Source organism: Lederbergia citrisecunda, assembly GCF_018343695.1.
In the GTDB taxonomy this organism is placed as follows: Bacteria; Bacillota; Bacilli; order Bacillales; family Bacillaceae_C; genus Lederbergia; species Lederbergia citrisecunda.
Window position 1 is genome coordinate 2,088,153 of sequence record NZ_JAGYPJ010000001.1, and the last position, 19,632, is coordinate 2,107,784.

Here is a 19,632-nt window from a genome sequence, read left to right on the forward strand (position 1 = left end):
AATTTATTAATAATTAAAGGCTATCTAGAAATACATTACGTATTTCTAGATAGCCTTTTTGTAAAACATTAATTTTTTTGTTCAAGCGGTCCTTCCCATTCCAACATTCCGCCTACCATATTACATACCTTATAACCTTGGTCAAAAAGATAATCGCACACTCTACCGCTCCTACCGCTAGACCTGCAAATAAAAATATATTCCTTATTTGGATCTAGTTTAGCAAGGTTTTCTGGGATATCACCCATTTTGATATGAACTGCAGTTGGAATCATTCCTTCTGCAACTTCATCATCTTCTCTCACATCAATGAGGTTTAATGTTTTCCCTTCCTCGAGTTGCTTCTGTACCTCTTCAGGAGTAATTGTTTTAATATGTTCCATTTCCTGTCACCTTTCTACTGCTTTATCAAAGATTATAATTAATTGGCAACGATATTTACTAATTTACCTGGAACGGCAATCACTTTTCTAACTGTTTTTCCTTCAATCATTTCTTTGATTTTTTCATCGTTCAATGCAACTTCTTCAAGTTCTTCACGTGTAACATTACGTGAAATCATTAATTTAGAACGAACCTTGCCATTCAATTGAACAACAATTTCCACTTCATCATCAACAAGCTTTGCCTCATCATAGACAGGCCATGCTTCATATGCAAGTGTGTTTGTATAACCTAGCTTTTCCCATAATTCTTCTGAAATATGAGGTGCGATTGGAGAAAGCATTTTTACAAAGCCCTCAATATAATCTTTTGGAAGAACTTCCGCTTTATATCCTTCATTGATAAATACCATTAACTGGGAGATGGCTGTGTTAAAATGTAAAGCCTCATAATCATTCGTTACTTTCTTAACAGTTTGGTGATACACTTTTTCAAGAACTGATCCAGCGCCATCCTTAATTTTGTCAGTCAGATTTCCATTTTCATCTACAAAAAGTCTCCAAACGCGATCAAGGAAACGACGAGAACCATCAAGACCGGTAGTAGACCAAGCAATGGAAGCATCTAGAGGCCCCATGAACATTTCATATAAACGCAATGTATCGGCACCATGGCTTGCTACAATATCATCCGGGTTTACAACATTCCCTTTTGATTTACTCATTTTTTCATTGCCCTCACCAAGAATCATTCCTTGGTTAAATAGCTTTTGAAACGGCTCTTTCGTTGGTACGACACCGATGTCGTATAAGACTTTATGCCAGAATCGTGCATAAAGCAAGTGAAGAACCGCGTGCTCTGCACCACCAATATAAATATCAATCGGAAGCCATTTTTTTAATAGTTCCTCATCTGCAAGTGCCTCGTCATTTTTAGGATCGATAAAGCGAAGATAATACCAGCAGCTACCTGCCCATTGTGGCATTGTATTCGTTTCTCGTCGACCTTTTTTCCCTGTAGCAGGGTCTTCTACATAAAGCCAGTCTTCAATATTCGCTAATGGGGATTCACCTGTACCTGATGGCTTAATTTGATCCGTCACAGGTAGAATGACAGGGAGCTGCTCTTCAGGAACAGTCGTCATTGTTCCATCTTCCCAATGGATAACCGGAATCGGTTCACCCCAATATCGTTGACGGCTGAATAGCCAATCTCTTAGGCGATAAGTGACCTTCTTCGTACCCTTTCCTTCCTTTTCAAGCCATTCAATCATTGCAGTAATTGCTTCTTCCTTGTTCATCCCATCAAGGAATTCAGAATTCACGTGTGCCCCATCGCCAGTATAAGCTTCTTCTTCGACATTTCCACCAGCAACAACTTCGATGATTTCTAATCCGAATTTTTTAGCAAACTCATAATCACGATCATCATGCCCAGGAACAGCCATGATGGCACCCGTTCCATATGACATCAATACATAATCAGCAATCCAAATCGGAATTTTTTTGCCATTCACGGGATTTACAGCATAGGCGCCTGTAAAAACACCTGTTTTATCTTTTGCAAGATCCGTTCTTTCAAGATCACTCTTTGATTTGATTTGATCGATATACGCTTGAACGGCATCCTTCTGCTCAACCGTCATAATTTTATCCACGAATGGATGCTCAGGTGCAAGCACAGCATAAGTAGCACCGAATAATGTATCTGGACGAGTCGTAAATACAGTAAACGTTTCATCAAAACCGTCAATACCAAAAATGACTTCCGCACCTTCTGAACGGCCAATCCAGTTTCTCTGCATATCTTTAATGCTTTCTGGCCAATCCAGCTCTTCTAGATCCTCAAGTAGACGATCCGCATATTTTGTAATCTTTAAAATCCATTGCTTCATTGGACGACGTTCTACAGGATGTCCCCCACGCTCACTTTTTCCATCGATAACTTCTTCATTTGCAAGGACGGTTCCTAAAGCTGGGCACCAGTTCACAGGTACTTCATCAACATGTGCAAGACCTTTTTCAAAAAGCTTTGTAAAAATCCATTGTGTCCATTTATAATAATTCGGATCAGTCGTGTTGATTTCACGATCCCAATCATAAGAAAAACCAAGTTCCTTAATTTGTCTTTTAAATGTATCAATATTATGCTGTGTAAAATCAGCAGGGTTATTTCCGGTATCAAGCGCATATTGCTCAGCTGGAAGTCCGAAAGCATCCCAGCCCATCGGATGAAGAACATTATACCCTTGCATTCTTTTCATCCTTGAAATAATATCTGTCGCTGTATATCCTTCTGGGTGTCCGACATGCAATCCAGCACCAGACGGGTATGGGAACATATCAAGTGCGTAAAATTTTTCTCCTTCCCCATGTGCGTCAGTTTTAAATGTTTTATGTTCTTCCCAATATTTTTGCCATTTTTGTTCTATTTCTTTGTGGTTGAAACTCATGTTATTGCCTCCTTAATCTATAAAAAAACAAAAAACCCCTCATCCCAGAAAATAGCTTTTCTTGGGACGAGAGGTTGATTCTCCCGCGGTACCACCCACATTAGTGTACATTTACACTCACTTCATTCATCCTTAACGCGGAAAACGGCATGTATTACTTGGATTTTTTAAGCCATTCGCCATGAGGTCAAACCGCTTCCAGAAAATCCGTTTACACACGCAACTCGAAAGGTGAGTTCGTGATTGCTCCCGATTGGCTTGCACCTTCCGCCAACTCTCTAAACGGGCTTTTAATCATTACTAATCCTTCGTTAACGCTTTATTTATGTTATTCATGATATTACCAATTGTAATCAATATTATACATACTTTCAACAAAAAATCAAAAGATCATACAATTTAGGTAGTTGCTCTATTTCTTTTTCCAATCGATTTAAGTGGACGATCATAAAAAAGAGTAAGAAGGAATGCTACGAATAAAAGAGCGATCATAAAATAAAAAAGCGAATGCATTCCACTCAAATCTGCTAACACACCTCCAAGGACAGGGCCAATCATTCTTCCGGCAGTAGCTGTACTATTAACAATTCCTTGATAAAATCCTTCACGGCCGGTAGGTGCAAGATGATTAGCAATTGTAGGCACAACAGGCCATACTAACATTTCACCTGCGGTCAAAATAATCATTGCTATCACAAATCCCTTAAATCCATTTGATATACCCGCCATACTAAAGGCAACCACAAATATACCAATGCCTACCAACAACTGTCCTTTTAAACGGTCATTGTATTTACGGAGGATCCATTGTAAAAGTGGCTGACCAGCTACTACCAATATTCCATTTATCGTCCAGAGTATGCTGTATTGCTTTAATGATATGTTGATTTCTTGGGTGTAGGCTGCCAGTGTCGTATACCACTGAACATAAGCGGCCCAACAGAGAAAAAACATCGAACATAACATGCTCAGCATATAAAGTTTTTTAATTTCCATCCTTTTTTTCTGATGCATTTCATCATTCTTTTTAAGTTGCCCAGACACGATAATATTTTTATGGCCAAATAGAACAATTAAGAAAAAGACAACATACATCGTCATGTTTGCAAGAAATACATAGTCGAAGGAATATGATGCAACGAGACCTCCTAGAGCAGAGCCTAAGGCGACACCTGCATTGTGCGCTACGTATATGGCATTAAATGGCTTTCTTCCTCCTTCTTTCCATGCGGAGCCTACTAACGCATAAATGGATGGAAAAACGATTCCACTACCAAATCCCGAAATACCTAAACAAATTGCATAGTTTGGCCAAGTAGGCGAAAGCACTAATCCAAATATGGCAGCAATTGAAATGACTGATCCAATTAGAATAGAACGATATCCGCCTAATTTATCAAACAGGACTCCACCCAATAAGCTACCCACTACATTCGTGCCTGAATTTAGCATTAAGACTAATCCAGCTACCGATAAAGTTTTTCCTAAATGTTCGCTCATGTAAATTGAATTTAGTGGCCATAAAAAAGAAGAACCTGTCATCAATACGAACTGCCCTATTATTAATATCCACACTGCTCTAGGCATATATTCAATTCCTTTCCCAATTGCAAATGCATGAGAAAAAGGCATCCTTAACTCTTATTGAGTCTATCCATAGCAAGGAGAGATGCCTTCTGATTTGCATTCACCAATACACCCTACTTAAAACTAGTACTCTATATTAAAAGTTTTTTCATAAAATTAACTGTAAAATCAAGTCCTTTTTCTCCTAGTTCTCCTTCCCAATTATGAGAGTGAGGTTCAATGCTAAGCCCGGCATTATAGCGTTTTGCATATAGAATAGCCATAAACGATTGCCAATCGGTTTGATCTAGTCCTGCAGGAGGATCGTCAAATCTCTCACCATTTACGATGATAGAACCTTTAATGTGAACATGATAGAAGCGACTTCCCCAATCCCGCATTTCTTTTAAGTAATCACAACCTGCATAGCGTGAATGGGATGGATCGTATTTTATTCCTAAATCAGTCAAAAAGCCATGAATAATAGTCCAAGCCATGTCATCGCAAATAAAATTGTTCCACCTGCAATTATATGTAGAAATTTTTACTCCTTTTTCATTTCCATATTTAATAAGTTCTGTTAAAAATTTTATCGCAGCACGACAATTTTCATAATAAGAAAGTTCCTTTACATAGTTACAACCGCAAACGAAGTTATCGCAGCCTAAAAGACTAGCAGCATCAATTAATTGAAGAGACCTTTGCAACTCTTCTTCAATAACTTGACCATTAGCATCTATCTTATCTGTCCCCCACCGACCAATGGATTGAATTCCTATATCGTAAGTTTTACTCCAATTAGAAATAAGAGACGTATTTTCAAGAAATCCATCTATGTCATCATTTATATTGATACAAAATTCTAAGAATGATAATCCCTTATCCTTAGCATTTATAAAACTTTCTTCTACTGGAGACCCTATTAACCCTAATTTCATTAACTATCCCACCTTTAACTGTTAAGAAAAATTTTTATACCTTGCATTTCTATATTCATGAGGTGTCATTCCATAAAAGTCTTTAAAAACTTTAATAAAATAAGATGTATTTTGATATCCTACTGATATTCCAATTTCATTAATTTTTCTGTTACTATTTATGAGGTATTTGGAAGCCTGTTTCATCCGAGATTTATAAATAAAATCACTTAGACCTTCACCAGTTTCTATCTTATATATTTTTGAAAGATAAACTGGATGTAAGAAAACATGGTCCGCGATTTTTTGTAATGAAACGTCTTTATCTAGGTTTTCTTCTATAAAAGCATGAACTTGTTGCATTATAGGGAAGTGAACTCCCTTTTGCTCATTTTCAAGTATATCTTTTATTTTTTCTAAAGTAACGAATGCCCACTTCTTTATTTCCTCTGATGTGAAATTTTTAGAATTTGTTATTTTTTGAATATCGTCTTCAATGATATAAGATAAGTGTCTTCCACATTTATGAGCAATATAAATATAAGCACTCGTTATTGAATAAAAAACCTCATATAAATATTCTTTAGACAAATAACGTTCTTGATTCAACTCAATAAAAATAGAGTTAAGCTTCTCTTCAACACGATCAAATAGACCACTATCCAACAATTGATTTAAGCTTGGAGATTGATAGAGAGCTTGTAAGGAATATACCTTTTTGGACTGCACTTTAGTTTCTTCTGTTTCTACATTCACTTCAGTTTTTCTAGTTGAATTTCCTATTTTTTTGGAAACTACTTCCTGATATAAATCGGTTATATTATAAGGAAATATTCCTTGATTACTTAGAAAAACCGATACCCTGCATCCTAAGTATTTTTGCACACTTTCTGTTATTGCAATTTTACACTCGTTTAATAATTTTCTACTATTTACTGATTCGTTCTTGTCATGTTTTATTACAAAAACTATATCATCATAGTTATCTATACATCCCCAAAATTGAAAATTATCAATAAGTATTTGTTCAGCAATATTTTCAATTGAGAATTGGATCAACGCGTTGCTTTTCAGTGTACAATTGTGAAATATTTCTTCTATGTGTATATGTAGAATGTAAAATAGATTTTCATACTTAGTAGGTATCTCTAGTAAATCCAATTTTTCCATTAAGAGATTCCGAGAAATATTAATGCCGAATAATAATTCTGCAAGTAGATTCCTTTTCAACAAAGGTAAATTATTTTTTATTATGGACATAACACTTTTGTTTGAGGATATACTATCCCGTTCCTCATTAAGACTTCTTATTATTTCTTTTACTGTAGCAATCAATTCTTCGTCTTTAACTGGTTTAAGCAGGTAGTCCGATGTGCCAAATTTAATAGCCTGTTGAGCGTATGCAAAATCATCAAATCCAGAGAGTAGAACGCATTTGATATGTTTCCAGCGATATCTTACTTTTTCAATCAATTCAATACCTGACATACCGGGCATTTTAATATCTGTAATGACAATATCAATAGAGTTTTCACTCAAAATATCAAGTGCCTCATAAGCGGAGTATGCTTTAAATATATTTATTACTCCGACCTTATCCCAGGGAATGGTTAATGATAGACTATCAACAATAGAATGTTCATCATCAACTATCAGTAGTTGATACATTAAACATCACCTCAATTGATATAAGTATTACTTGAGTGAGTTATGAAAAAATATTATTCCTTTTCGGAGCCAAGTACAATCCCTTTCACAAAATATCTTTGTAGAAATGGATAAACAATAAGCATTGGCAGAGCTCCGATAAATATTTGTGCGGATTTGACAGTACGCTGAGATAAATTCCTTAACGTTTCTGCATCAACACTCATTTTTGAATAATCTTGTTGGACAATAATTGTTTGTAAAAAAGTGGATAAAGGATATTTTCTAGAATCCGTCATATAAATCATACCGTCAAACCAGGAGTTCCAATGAAACACCATAGTAAAGAGTGAAACGGTTGCAAGTGCAGGAATTGCAACAGGTAGATAAATACTGAATAATATTCTAAAATGTCCTGCACCATCCATATACGCTGCCTCTTCTAATGATTTAGGGACCGCAGTACGGAAAAAATTTAATAATAATATTAAATTAAACGCATTAACTGCCACAGGTAAAATCAATGCCCAAATTGAGTTTATCAGTCCCACTTTAGTTACTATTATATAAGATGGAACCAAGCCTCCACTAAATAACATTGTAAAAACAAAAAACCATACGTAATATTTTCTACCTTTAAAATCATGATCTTCCTTTGATAAAGAGTAAGCAGCAAATGTCATTAAAGTCATCGATACAATCGTTCCTAGGAAAACCCTATAAATCCCTATCCCCAATGCTCTAATAAAGTTTTCATTACCTATTGTCTTTTTATAGGCATCTAACGTAAAGTCAACTGGAAATAAACCTACGATATTGGCTGTTGCCGCTGCACTTCCACTTAAAGACACAGCAAAAACATGTATAAGAGGCAGGATACATAAAAACGTAATGATGGTAAGAAACACATAGTTGAACACGCTAAAAATCTGATATGATTTACTCTTGTATATCATTAATATCCCCCTCAAAAAATCCTATACTTAGCTATCTTGTAGGCTAGCCAATATCCACAAACCACTAAAATAAGACTAATGCCTGATCTAAATAATCCGACAGCAGTGGCGTAACTGAAGTCACCATTTTGAAGACCTACTCGATATACGTATGTATCGATTATATCGCCGGTTTGATAAACTAACGGATTATATAAATTAAAGATTTGATCGAAACCAGCATTCAAAATACCACCCAAAGATAATGTTCCTACAACGATAATAATCGGAAGCATGGAAGGAATTGTAATGTAAATTGTTTGTTTCCATCTATTAGCTCCGTCCATCAATGCCGCTTCATACATATTGGGATTTATAGATGCAATAGCCGCTAAAAATACGATTGTATTAAAGCCAAATTCTTTCCAAATATCACTTACAATCACTACAAATCGAAACCAAGAATTGTCTCCTAAGAAAAAGATAGGATCAATATGTAGTACTGAAACTAATATATTGTTGATTAATCCACCTTCTGGTGACAACATATCTATCAAAATACCACCCAAAATAACCCATGACAGAAAGTGAGGCAGGTATACAATTGTTTGGACCGTCCGTTTGAAAGTCATTTTATAAACTTCATTTAATAAAAGGGCAAAAGTGATTGGAACTAACAATTGAAAAATAATCTTTAGTACGGAAATTACGAGTGTATTCCATATTACTTGCTTGGCATCTGGATATTCAAGCATTGTACGAAAATGTTCCAATCCCACCCACGGAGAATTAAAAAAACCTAACCATGGTTTATAATTTTGAAACGCCATGACAAGACCAACCATCGGTCCATATTGAAAAATCAATGCGATTATAACACCAGGTAGAAGTAAAATATGTAATGGCCAATTTTTCTTTAAATTCCATTTCTGTTTTTGGGTTTTAGTAGTAATGATTTGTTTTCTTATCGTTTCAGTCCGTAAATCCAAATAAAACCCTCCTCAATACAAATCAGTAAATCTTTTGGAGTGCGGATGGTTAATATCCGCACTCCATCAATTTCATTTATTCTCCATTTACAGACTTATACCATTCGTTTACTTCTTCTGTGATCTTGTCGCCACCACCTGCTTTCCACTCTTCAACAAACTTATCAAAATCACTAAGTGGTGCTTTTCCATAAACAATTTCACTAAAAACCTTCATTTGCATCTTGTCTAAAAATTCACCTTTTGATTGTTGTGTTTTTGTTGGTGGTCCAGTAAACAAATTTTCGATACGATGTTCATTTTGATCAGTAATAATTGCCGCAGATTCTAACCATAAATCGCCTCTGGCAACTAGAATATTTTCATAGGCAGTTTCCGGCTTTTTCTCTTTTCTGTGAAATTGTTTGAGAAGATCATACATTAAAAATGGAGCGTCAGGGATATCCCCAAGTAGATTATATTTCCCAGGGTTAACCCAACCACCTGGTATTTCATCCTTGTCATACACTGGTTTCCCATCTTTCATTACATAGTCATACCCCTCGTGCATTCCATTTTCAAAATACTCAGATTCTCCTAACAAGTATCCATAAATAGCATCATAATACTTAAAAAATGCATCTAAATGTTTAAAGTCTTTATTAAAGAGAAAAGCTCCTGTCAAATACCCTTCTCCCTTACGGCCAATGTTTCCATCTGGACCACTAGGCATAGGGTAAGCTTTTATGACAGCTTCAGGGTTATTTTGTAATAGGTCAGGTAATGGCCAATCAGCTGCCCATGGTGGAGCTGCTGCAATCCCTGACTTTCCAGCAACAAAACTCTCAATGGCTTTCTCTTCATCTAAAATACCTACTTCTCGGTCCAAGTAGCCTTTTTCAAACCATTCATTTAATTTTGCTAAACCTTGTTTAATAGATGGTTGAATGGATCCATACACTAATTTTCCATCATCCCCTAACGACCAATGTTTAGGAAGATAATCCCCATATGCACCAAATATCCAGCTTCCGTCAGCCATCCAAGTTGCTAAGTTATATTTCATAGCAAGCGTAACACCAATTGTGTCATCTTTACCATTGCCGTCTGGATCTTGATGAACGAAAGCGTCCATAATTTTTTCAACATCCTCGAGTGTTTCAGGTCCTTTTAGATTTAATTTATCTAGCCAGTCTTGACGAATCCATAAAACTGAGTCTGAACCGTTTCCACCAGAATATCTTGGAATTCCATATCTTTTTCCATCAACAGTTGAAGTAGCAAATCCTTGTGGGAAATCTTCAAAAAGTTTTTTTATTCTAGGAGTCGCATACTTTTCTATTGCTTCATCGATAGGTTGAACTAAACCAGATTCGATTAGATCACTGGCCAATTGTCTATCACCGATTAACATTACATCAGGTAATGGTTCATTAGCGGATAGTGATAAGCGAATTTTATTATTGAATTGGTCACCTTCGTCAGCAACAATCCAGTCATATTTTATTTCAATCCCTAATGCTTCCTTTGCCCATTTATTATGAACGTTGTTATGTATATCCTCATCGTTCTTAAATTTTACATCCCCTGTATTAAGTCCTCTACCCGTTGTAATGGTGACTGGAGGATCATATTTTCCATTTACCAATTTTGATTCGGTAATTTCTTCATTTTCTTTCGTATTTGTTTGCTTATTACAACCGAGCATCAATACTGAAGTGAGTAAAAGAAGTAGAATTATTGAAATACATTTTCTCATGTTCATCCCCCTTGTTTTTTTAAGCGTTTTCATTATTAGGATAAAAGCTAGTAAAAGTAGTAAGAATCCTCCTTACATAGAAATAGTTGATCTATTCATTATCTTACATACTTTCATCATCGCTAAAAATAATAGAATATTAACATTCATGTTACTTTATAAACTATTTAAAAAAACCTCCTCTTTTTGTTGCAAGAGAGGAGATTTAATATTCATTTATTGTTGTATCCTATTCCAAGACAAAACAACTCTCAATCCTCCTGACTCAGGAACAAATAGTTCTATTCCTGATCCTGTTCCAAAATAAAGCAATAACCGTTGATGAACATTCCAAATACCGTAATTGTTTCTAGTGTTTATTGAAGAATTTACTGTGCCTTTTAGGGCATTTAATTCTTTTAGTTCCATTCCAATACCATCGTCCTCAATCACAATTATGTTTTTATCGCCAATAATTTCCCCTATTATGCTTATGTTCCCTTTACCAATTTTGGGTTCAAGACCATGAACAATAGCATTTTCAACAATTGGCTGAATTATTAAGCGTAAAATCTTTTCTTCTTTCATTGCTTCTGGAATTGAAATAATAAAACTAATTCGATCCATTCGTAATGTGTATATATTGAGATAATTTTCAATAAGATTGATCTCATCATTTAAGGAAACTAAAGACTTATCTACTCTTGTTGTATAACGGTAATACTCGGCTAAATTATGTATCATTTCATCTAAAGCTTTTTGATTTCCCAATTTGGACATATTTTTAATAAAAAATAAACAATTATAAAGGAAATGAGGATTGATTTGGGATTGAAGTTGTTTTAATACCGCTTCCTTAGACCTTACTTCTTCTTCATACACTTTTTCTATTAATATTTGAATTTGTTGAGCCATTTCATTATACGATTTGATTAAAAAAGCAAATTCATTCTTTGGTAAATTAGGAATTCGCACTGAATAATCCCCCAACTTTACACTATTTACTCCATGAATTAATTGATTAATAGGAACATGGACATGTCGGTATAAAATAAAAGCAGCAAATATACCAGTAATCAGTAAAAGTCCTACTGAAATATAAAATAAATTACTACTTGATTTTATAGGCGACATTAAGGTATCTAAAGGGGCATAATCCACTAAAAGCCAACCCATTTTCTTGGACCGTACGTAACTTATCAAATAGTTTTTATTATTAATTTTTATGATCTTTTCATTATCATCATCTAATGGAATATCTTTTTTTATCTCACTTGTCACAGCTCTTATCATTTCGTTATTTGAAGTTCTGCTAGTAATAGCATCGTCTTTAAAATTATAAAAAAAGGGATCATTGCGACCACTATTTTTAAACTGATCTAACATCTCATGTAAAATACTTTCTGAGAAACTTATCCCAATTACTAAATTTTCTTCCTTCATTTTTGAACTTTTTGACCAGGGCTCAACTGTGTACCATGAAAAAAAGTGTTGTTCTTTTCCATTTATATTAACCGTATGATAATTCCATCTATTTTTTTCACTCTTATATAAATTCTCTATATTAAAAGATGAGGCAGTCGTTGATATTAACTCTTTAGAATTTGGTGAATAAACTACAATTTCATTTTTCCAATTATTTGATATGTTTTGTTGCTCAATTGTTTTAATGGCAGCATCTTTTATTTGAATATAATCCATTGGATCTTTAACAAGATGAACAGTTTTAAAATCTCTAATACTTTGTATTCTACCTAATGTCATTGTATTCATTGCTAAGTTATCCATGTTCATCTCAACCTGATTGACAAAAAAGGACAGTTGTTCTCTATTTAAACGTTTAATTTCTGTGCTAGCGACATTATTACTCACATGATTTGAATAAAAGTACAAAACTAAAACTGGTATTAACAAGAACACAATTAGTATTGCAACTTTGGTGAATATATTTCCTCTATTCATATAAAATCCCTACCTGTTTACACAATTGCTTTCATTATAATATCAAACATTCGACAATTCATTACTTTTCGAAAAATCTAACAAACAAAAAAAGACAAAGAGGTTGAGAAATTATTTTCTCAACCTTTTTATTCGGTGTTTTTTTATTTTCACTCAATATTTTCTACATTTAAACACTTAGTTTCACAGTAATAGCCTTTGCCGCCAACATAAACTTTTTCTATTTCATTCTTGCTATTGGTTGCTAATTTAACTAATATTTCGGAAGGCGAGTGTAAAGAATAACCTTGTTCAAATACATAGACTTCTTTTTGCAAGTAGTGCTTTTCATAAAGGTAGCAAGCTAATGCACCGTTTGAAGTTCCAGTCGCTGCTTCTTCATTGATGTCGTAAAGTGGAGCAAAATTTCTGCATATAATTCGATTGTCATTAAAAGTATATAGATGCATCCCGACAACATTATAATACTTGCTGATTTCTTTAATTTTTTCAAAATTAGGTTGCAGTGCATGTAATCGTGTTTCGCTTTTTATAGGAATTAAAATATCTTTTAAGCCCGTGGAGACAATTTGAATGGGGTATTTATTGTCTATAGCTTTAATGTCAAAACAGTCGATGAACTCGTTTGGAGATACAACATCATAGAATATCGGTTTGTTTTGTTCCATGAATATGATGTCATCTTTTATGGTAATAGTAAGAACACCGCTGTTCGTTTCAATCGTATAGCGATTCCTGAAAAGTTTATTTAAATGCATCAGTATCGCGAAAGAGCCAATTGTGGCATGACCACATAAATCAACTTCTTCTTTTGGTGTAAAATACTCAAATTTATAATCAGCTATTTCAGATTCTGATATAAATGCGGTTTCCGCATAGCCCAGTTGTTTGGCTATTGCCATTTTTTGAGTAGTGGTCAATGTATTCTCAATAAATACCACTCCTGCTTTATTTCCGCCTTTATGATCCTTGCTAAATGCACTTGCAACATAAACGGATATTTTCATAAGACACCTTCCTTCCTCACTTATAGTAAATTGTCGCATAGAAAGCACTACGTATAAACGTTGTTGGATAAATTTGCCATAAAGCAAGAGACAAACTATTTTTTAGCATCTGAACTCTCCAAAAATAGTTTGTCTACAGTCTGAGACAAAGATTTATTAAATCTTTGCCTAACTAATAATTTGCCTTAGCTTGTTCTTTATTTAAGCGGTTAAGAGGACGATCATAAAAAAGAGTAAGAAGAAATGCAACTAATAAAAGAGCGATCATAAAGTAAAAAAGAGAATTCATGCCATTTAAATCAACAATCATTCCCCCGAGCACGGGACCAATCATCCTCCCGCCCGTAGCAGTACTATTTACAATACCTTGGTAAAAGCCTTCCCTGCCCTTTGGTGCCAATCTATCCGCAACCGTCGGGACAATTGGCCAAACGAGCATTTCACCTACTGTTAAAATAATCATCGCTACAAGGAAGCCTTTAAACTCATTTACGGCACTAGCTAAAACAAAGGAAAGTATAAAGATGAAAAACCCTACTAGCATTTGTCCTTTTAACTGTTCTCCATGCTTTCTTAAAACTCTTTGCAGTAAAGGCTGGGCAAGTACGATTAAAGCTCCATTAACGGTCCATAAAAAGCTATATTGTTTTAAAGTGATGTTGATCTCTTGTGTATAGGCAGCAATGGTAGACTGCCATTGCACATAACAGACCCATCCTAATAAGTAGGCAGAACATAAAATTATCAGTGCATAAAACATATTTTTGTTTTTTAATGTCTTGCGTTCTTGCAATACATTCGTTTGTGCTAATTGATTTCCTGCCAAATTTTTATAACCGAATAGTGCTAAAAATAAAAAGATGACATACATGAATAAATTCGCTAAGAAAATATAATCGAAGGAATAATACGCAACAAACCCTCCTAATGCAGATCCGATCGCCACCCCTGCATTTTGAGCAACGTACACTGCGTTAAAGGCTTTTCTGCCCCCTTCTTTCCAAACAGCACCGGCCATCGCGAACATAGATGGAAACACAATTCCTCCTCCGAAACCAATTAAGGCTAAAAAGAAAACATAATGTGGCCAGCCATGCCAGAAGGTTAACCCGGTTAATGAAACAACAGAAATAATGATTCCAAGCATGATTGAACGATAACCGCCAAATTTATCATAAAGAAAACCACCGAATAAATTTCCTACGACACTTGTCGCCGCATTTAGCATTAAGACTAATCCAGCAACAGATAATGATTTTCCTAAATGATCATGGATATAAATCGCGTTGAGCGGCCATAAAAAAGAAGATCCTGTTACATTAATAAGCATCCCGATGACTAACAGCCATAATGCTTTTGGCATGTTTGCCAGCACCCTTTCTAAGCTTATATTTCGTGTACCAAAACAATTTTATTCTTTTTTTGAGGGTACTGGCAAGCAAAGGATAAATAAAAATAAATTCAGTTAATTGAGGCTGTAACGTATATGTGAATGAGGAGAATATTGGATTATTGTTGAAAATAATAACGGTAAATAAGGAAACATTGTATATGTCACAATCACATCAAATTAGAAAAACCTGGCACCGCCAAAGAAGTGCCAGATTCTCCTTTTTTAATGCCAAGTACTATACAACGGATGATCATGGTCTTGGAGAATCAGTTTGTTTTGCAACTGCTGTACTTTTAAGCGAATCCGATGCAATTGTTCTCGTTGCTGTGCATTTGAGCTATCGGTTAGTTTTTCGAGCTCCAACACCGCATTTTCCAACCCTTGCTGTGCTTCACTGAATTCTACATCATAGTAGTGCTCTTGTTTTTTTGCTTCAGTGAATTGATCGTTCGCGTAAAGAATTGCTGCCTCACAACGATTAATACAGTCTTCAATCGATTGGCGAGTTGCCACTAACAATCCTCTCCTTTCACCTATCCCCATGAGAATTGTCCTCAAAGGGTCTTGTTTAGTTTGTTCTCTTCTGCTTACGGTTATGTTACAATTTTTTGTATGTTTTGCCGTTTATTTTAAGTTAGGAGCTGGATGAATTGGCTTTAGAAAATATACTATCGTTTGCACGATCCATACTAAAAAATATTGTCAAGCCTGGTGATGTCGTTGTAGATGCAACGATAGGAAACGGACATGATACTCTTTTTTTAGCCAGGCTTGTTGAAGATACAGGACACGTATACGGATTCGATATACAAAACGACGCATTGATCGAAACAGAAAAATTACTTAGCTCACATAAGTTGTTCCATAGATCCACTCTTTTTCATACTGGACATGAACATGTATTGGACTGTATTCCCATAGAAAAACATCACCATATAAAAAGTGCCATTTTTAATTTAGGGTATTTACCTAAAGGTGACAAATCACTCACCACAAAACCTGACACGACAATCTCTGCAGTTCATCAGCTTTTAGATGTCATTACTCCCGGAGGTATCATAGTTCTCGTGATCTATTATGGCCACGATGGAGGGAAATTGGAGCGTGATGCATTGCTTCGGTACACGTCAAGCTTAGACCAACAACAGTATCACGTTTTGCAATACTCTTATATTAACCAAATTAACAATCCTCCGTTTATCGTTGCAATTGAAAAAAGAAGCCGTTAGTAAAAAAAATACATAAAAATAGTTATGTTACATTTTTCCATATTTCCATTATTTAATTACAATAATAGGAACTCACGTTCTCTAAATGTAGTTTATATGTTATACTTTGCATAAGTTAATCTGAGGAATGGGAGGATTTAAATTAATGGAGCAATATGAAATTATTAATGATTTCAACCAATTTTCATCTTGGTTAAGTACATTAGAAAATATAGATGAAACATTGTGGACTGAACCAATAGCCACAGATAAATGGTCTATAAGTGAGATAATTTCCCATATTCTTAATTGGGATAATCATCTTTTATCAGAAGTTCTCCCATCAGTACGAAACGAAAATGGGATGGATTTTCCTGATTTTGATGCCTTCAATAAAAATGCTTCTGAATACGCAAAATCAGGCATATCAAAGACAAAACTACTTAAAGAAGCAAAAGATACAAGGAAACTACTTGTAAAAGAACTAGGCGAGATGCCAAATGAAAATCTTAATAAACCTTTGACAGCAAACGGTGTAACACATTGTCCATTTACAGGTACACCTTATTCTCTTTTATATATTGTCAAGGAATTTATAGACCACGACAACCACCACAAAAGACAAATCACACAATTCTTAAAGGAAAACAACTTGGGCTAATTTCAAGTTGTTTTTTTAAAGGTGAAACATTACATAATATTTTATTAAAACTAAATCACAAGATTTCCAATTTATATAATACAAAAGCGCTTGGATAGTAGCTAAATTCACGATCCAAGCGCTTAATTGATGACTTTTATCTATTTTGCAGAGTTAAAAATCTTACCGAACCACCTAATTGCTGTATCCGCCTATAAAGCCTTCCATTCCAATAAAAGAAATAGCTTGTGACGCCTCCACGCTTCATGATCTTTTTAGCAAGATTTTTGACATCCTTCTGTTCATTCACTTTTCTGTCTGATAAATAAACACCGAGAAGTCCACGGTTTATTAACTTATGGAAATTCTTGTCAGGTAAATTTTTCGTATGCTTGTCTGCTTCGTCTAAAAAGTGAATAAATCGATTTAGCATTTGGTCTTTATCCTCGTAATAAAAGCAAAAATTTAAGTCTCCACCAGCTCGGTCTTCATCTTGATCGATAAAGTAATCGAGCAAGATGTGCAATCCTTGAATATATGGGAAATATCCTTCTCGAATCATTTCCGCATGTTGTTTCTCAAAATCATTCCTTAATGCATATGAAATTAGGCAAAAAATCCCTAGAGTTGATCCAGAACAAGCTGAAAACTCATACCAGCCCATCTCCGGCAATAAGTGCTTATACTCGTCAAACCATTCTTTTAAACGGTCTTCCCGTTCTTCCCAACTAACATGTTTATGTATTTGCAGATCACAATAAAATTGACATAGTTCAAGAAGAAATGGTTTTACCGCCTCATAGTGAGGTACACCTGCCAAAACGTTCTGACACGTTTGAACAAGTTCCGTTAAATACCCACCATCTTCTCTCTCCGCTCGGAATCGATAATATTGTTTAGGCTGCTCACCTACCGTCAACGCATCCTTCATAGACTCATGCAAAGCTGCAAAATCTTTTGGGTCAAGAGATGTACTCCGATCACAAAGATTGTCTAAATAGTCGCTAATCGTTTGATAAGCAACTATAAATTTAACTGCAGATTGCTTCTCATCATGCGCGGTAAGTGCCATAATGGCTCCACCCTCACAGTGAAAAGTTTTATGTTCAATACTAGCAAGTGCTTGCTGCTGTAATTCCATATCTGGTATAGCAGCAGCTCGATCTTTCCAATACGCTAATTCAGTATGAACGGCAGGCATTATTTTTCGATAAACCTGATTCATTAATGCTATTGGATGCGATGGCAAAGACATCTTCCAATCACCTCATCATCAATACTCGGTATCATCATTATAACCTATTTGGCGAAGCCTTATTTCAACAAAGCTTTTTGCATAATCAAAAATGCGTTCTCTTTCAGGCTCGTTAAAAATTTCATGATAACAATTTTTCCATTCTTTATAAAGCTTTTCCGATATCGTCAACTGATTAAACCAATTCTTGACATCCGTCTTATTTACAATTTTATCATCTCCGCCTTGCAGAACCAATAGAGGCACGTTAGGAAAGTTTGAAAGTTTTGTAAAGGCCGCTTTCATTGCCTTTAAAAGTTCTCGATACCAACGAACTGAAACTTTTGTAACATAGAGGCTATCATTTAGAGCTCTTTCCTTTATATCATCATTTCTTGTAACAAGGTCAATATCCAAAAGACTATTAACTTTTAATTCAGGGAGAATCCAATTTAATCCAACGCTCAGAGCATTAATTGGAACTGATGGATATTCTACAAGCCCTAGACACGGGGAAGATAATAATACACCTTTTATCTCCACTTTTATATTTTGCAAAAGTCTAATAGCGGTTAAACCACCCATACTATGTCCAAGAAGAAAAATAGGGAGAGCAAATGTTTCAGCCTCCTTTATCCAACTATAAACTTCTTTTATATATTCATCAAAGGAATGAATATGCCCTCGGCTTGATCTAGTTGTTAACCCTTGTCCTGGCAAGTCACCCATAATGACATGAAAACCATTTAATCTCCAGTTTTCAATCAACCAACCGTATCTTCCGTGATGTTCCATTGCTCCATGGACTATGACCATAACCGCCTTCGGATTTTCATATGCTTCCCACTTTCGCACATAACCACCTCTAATACTGATAGAAATATTTTACCCCTTTTTTTCTCTCATGAAAGTTTTTCGACAAACATATTGGGCTTTCTGCAAAAATCAAGATAATTTGCTACACTATAGATACAATATATTGGAAGAGGCGATTGCATTTGGCTATTTACCCTTATCATGGAAAAACTCCTGATATTCATCACTCCGTATTTATTGCCGACTATTCAACGATTACCGGAGATGTCAAAATTGGTGCAGATTCAAGTGTTTGGTTTAATTGTAGCATCCGCGGAGATGTCTCTCCTACCATCATTGGCGACAAAGTAAATGTTCAAGATAACTCTGTCTTACATCAAAGTCCTGGAAATCCACTTATTATTGAGGATGAAGTAACAATTGGACATCAAGTTATTTTACATAGCTGCAAAATTAGAAAAAAGGCATTAATTGGAATGGGTTCCATTATTTTAGACGGAGCTGTAATTGGAGAAGGTGCATTTATTGGTGCAGGAAGCTTAGTCCCACAAGGTAAAATCATTCCTCCTAATACACTGGCATTTGGTCGACCTGCGAAAGTAGTACGAGAATTAACTGCAGAAGATATAAAAGATATGGAACGAATTTCAAGAGAATATGTGGAAAAAGCAAATTATTACAAATCACTACAAAAAGATTGAAAAGACATGATTAAATTCCGATGTAATAGAGGAGGGCTTTTTTCTTCAAATAAGCCCGAAGTAT

General features: G+C 35.1%; 17 protein-coding genes and 1 other annotated feature. Of the genes, 3 read left to right on the forward strand and 14 right to left on the reverse strand.

Going from position 1 to position 19,632, the window contains the following annotated elements; genetic code table 11:
• Positions 1–68: 68 nt before the first annotated feature.
• The 12 genes from KHA93_RS10425 to KHA93_RS10480 form a co-directional block, all read right to left on the reverse strand.
• Positions 69–383: a rhodanese-like domain-containing protein gene (locus tag KHA93_RS10425; RefSeq protein ID WP_213110687.1), complete on the reverse strand. Its 315-nt coding sequence runs from the start codon at positions 381–383 to the stop codon at positions 69–71.
• 38 nt (positions 384–421) lie between these two features.
• Positions 422–2,836 (reverse strand): leucine--tRNA ligase, encoded by a 2,415-nt coding sequence (gene leuS, locus KHA93_RS10430; protein ID WP_213110688.1) that lies wholly within the window; start codon positions 2,834–2,836, stop codon positions 422–424.
• A gap of 59 nt (positions 2,837–2,895) precedes the next feature.
• Positions 2,896–3,160: a binding site (T-box leader), on the reverse strand.
• A 75-nt stretch (positions 3,161–3,235) separates the two neighbouring features.
• On the reverse strand, positions 3,236–4,423 hold the full coding sequence (locus KHA93_RS10435; RefSeq protein WP_213112871.1) for an MDR family MFS transporter: 1,188 nt from the start codon (positions 4,421–4,423) through the stop codon (positions 3,236–3,238).
• A gap of 131 nt (positions 4,424–4,554) precedes the next feature.
• Complete coding sequence (locus KHA93_RS10440; protein WP_213110689.1) at positions 4,555–5,340, reverse strand: sugar phosphate isomerase/epimerase family protein; 786 nt, start codon at positions 5,338–5,340, stop codon at positions 4,555–4,557.
• Positions 5,341–5,361: 21 nt separating this feature from the next.
• Positions 5,362–6,987, reverse strand: a complete 1,626-nt coding sequence (locus tag KHA93_RS10445) for a response regulator transcription factor (protein ID WP_213110690.1) — start codon at positions 6,985–6,987, stop codon at positions 5,362–5,364.
• 53 nt (positions 6,988–7,040) lie between these two features.
• Positions 7,041–7,922, reverse strand: coding sequence for a carbohydrate ABC transporter permease (locus KHA93_RS10450; RefSeq protein ID WP_213110691.1), 882 nt, complete (start codon positions 7,920–7,922; stop codon positions 7,041–7,043).
• A gap of 11 nt (positions 7,923–7,933) precedes the next feature.
• Complete coding sequence (locus tag KHA93_RS10455; protein ID WP_432806347.1) at positions 7,934–8,869, reverse strand: ABC transporter permease; 936 nt, start codon at positions 8,867–8,869, stop codon at positions 7,934–7,936.
• Between the two features lie 97 nt (positions 8,870–8,966).
• Positions 8,967–10,634, reverse strand: coding sequence for an extracellular solute-binding protein (locus KHA93_RS10460; RefSeq protein WP_432806310.1), 1,668 nt, complete (start codon positions 10,632–10,634; stop codon positions 8,967–8,969).
• Between the two features lie 210 nt (positions 10,635–10,844).
• Positions 10,845–12,521, reverse strand: coding sequence for a sensor histidine kinase (locus tag KHA93_RS10465; protein ID WP_213110693.1), 1,677 nt, complete (start codon positions 12,519–12,521; stop codon positions 10,845–10,847).
• A gap of 197 nt (positions 12,522–12,718) precedes the next feature.
• The gene (locus tag KHA93_RS10470) at positions 12,719–13,576 is read right to left on the reverse strand and encodes a PhzF family phenazine biosynthesis protein (RefSeq protein ID WP_213110694.1); all 858 of its coding nucleotides are present in this window, start codon (positions 13,574–13,576) and stop codon (positions 12,719–12,721) included.
• A 172-nt stretch (positions 13,577–13,748) separates the two neighbouring features.
• Positions 13,749–14,939, reverse strand: coding sequence for an MDR family MFS transporter (locus KHA93_RS10475; RefSeq protein WP_213110695.1), 1,191 nt, complete (start codon positions 14,937–14,939; stop codon positions 13,749–13,751).
• A gap of 252 nt (positions 14,940–15,191) precedes the next feature.
• A complete protein-coding gene (locus tag KHA93_RS10480) occupies positions 15,192–15,482 on the reverse strand; it encodes a YtzC family protein (protein ID WP_213110696.1) in 291 nt (96 codons plus the stop codon).
• A 137-nt stretch (positions 15,483–15,619) separates the two neighbouring features.
• Here KHA93_RS10480 and mnmM point away from each other — a divergent pair, with 137 nt between their 5' ends.
• Together mnmM and KHA93_RS10490 are read left to right on the forward strand one after the other, a co-directional pair.
• Positions 15,620–16,198, forward strand: coding sequence for a tRNA 5-(aminomethyl)-2-thiouridylate-methyltransferase MnmM (mnmM, locus tag KHA93_RS10485; RefSeq protein WP_213110697.1), 579 nt, complete (start codon positions 15,620–15,622; stop codon positions 16,196–16,198).
• Positions 16,199–16,343: 145 nt separating this feature from the next.
• Positions 16,344–16,838, forward strand: coding sequence for a DinB family protein (locus tag KHA93_RS10490; protein WP_233711122.1), 495 nt, complete (start codon positions 16,344–16,346; stop codon positions 16,836–16,838).
• Between the two features lie 136 nt (positions 16,839–16,974).
• Here KHA93_RS10490 and KHA93_RS10495 read toward each other — a convergent pair whose 3' ends face one another.
• Together KHA93_RS10495 and KHA93_RS10500 are read right to left on the reverse strand one after the other, a co-directional pair.
• The gene (locus KHA93_RS10495; protein ID WP_213110699.1) at positions 16,975–18,072 is read right to left on the reverse strand and encodes a tetraprenyl-beta-curcumene synthase family protein; all 1,098 of its coding nucleotides are present in this window, start codon (positions 18,070–18,072) and stop codon (positions 16,975–16,977) included.
• A gap of 18 nt (positions 18,073–18,090) precedes the next feature.
• Positions 18,091–18,906, reverse strand: a complete 816-nt coding sequence (locus KHA93_RS10500) for an alpha/beta hydrolase (protein ID WP_213110700.1) — start codon at positions 18,904–18,906, stop codon at positions 18,091–18,093.
• A 143-nt stretch (positions 18,907–19,049) separates the two neighbouring features.
• On the opposite strand from KHA93_RS10500, the gene KHA93_RS10505 reads away from it, so the two are divergent.
• Positions 19,050–19,568, forward strand: a complete 519-nt coding sequence (locus KHA93_RS10505; protein WP_213110701.1) for a gamma carbonic anhydrase — start codon at positions 19,050–19,052, stop codon at positions 19,566–19,568.
• Positions 19,569–19,632: the final 64 nt, after the last annotated feature.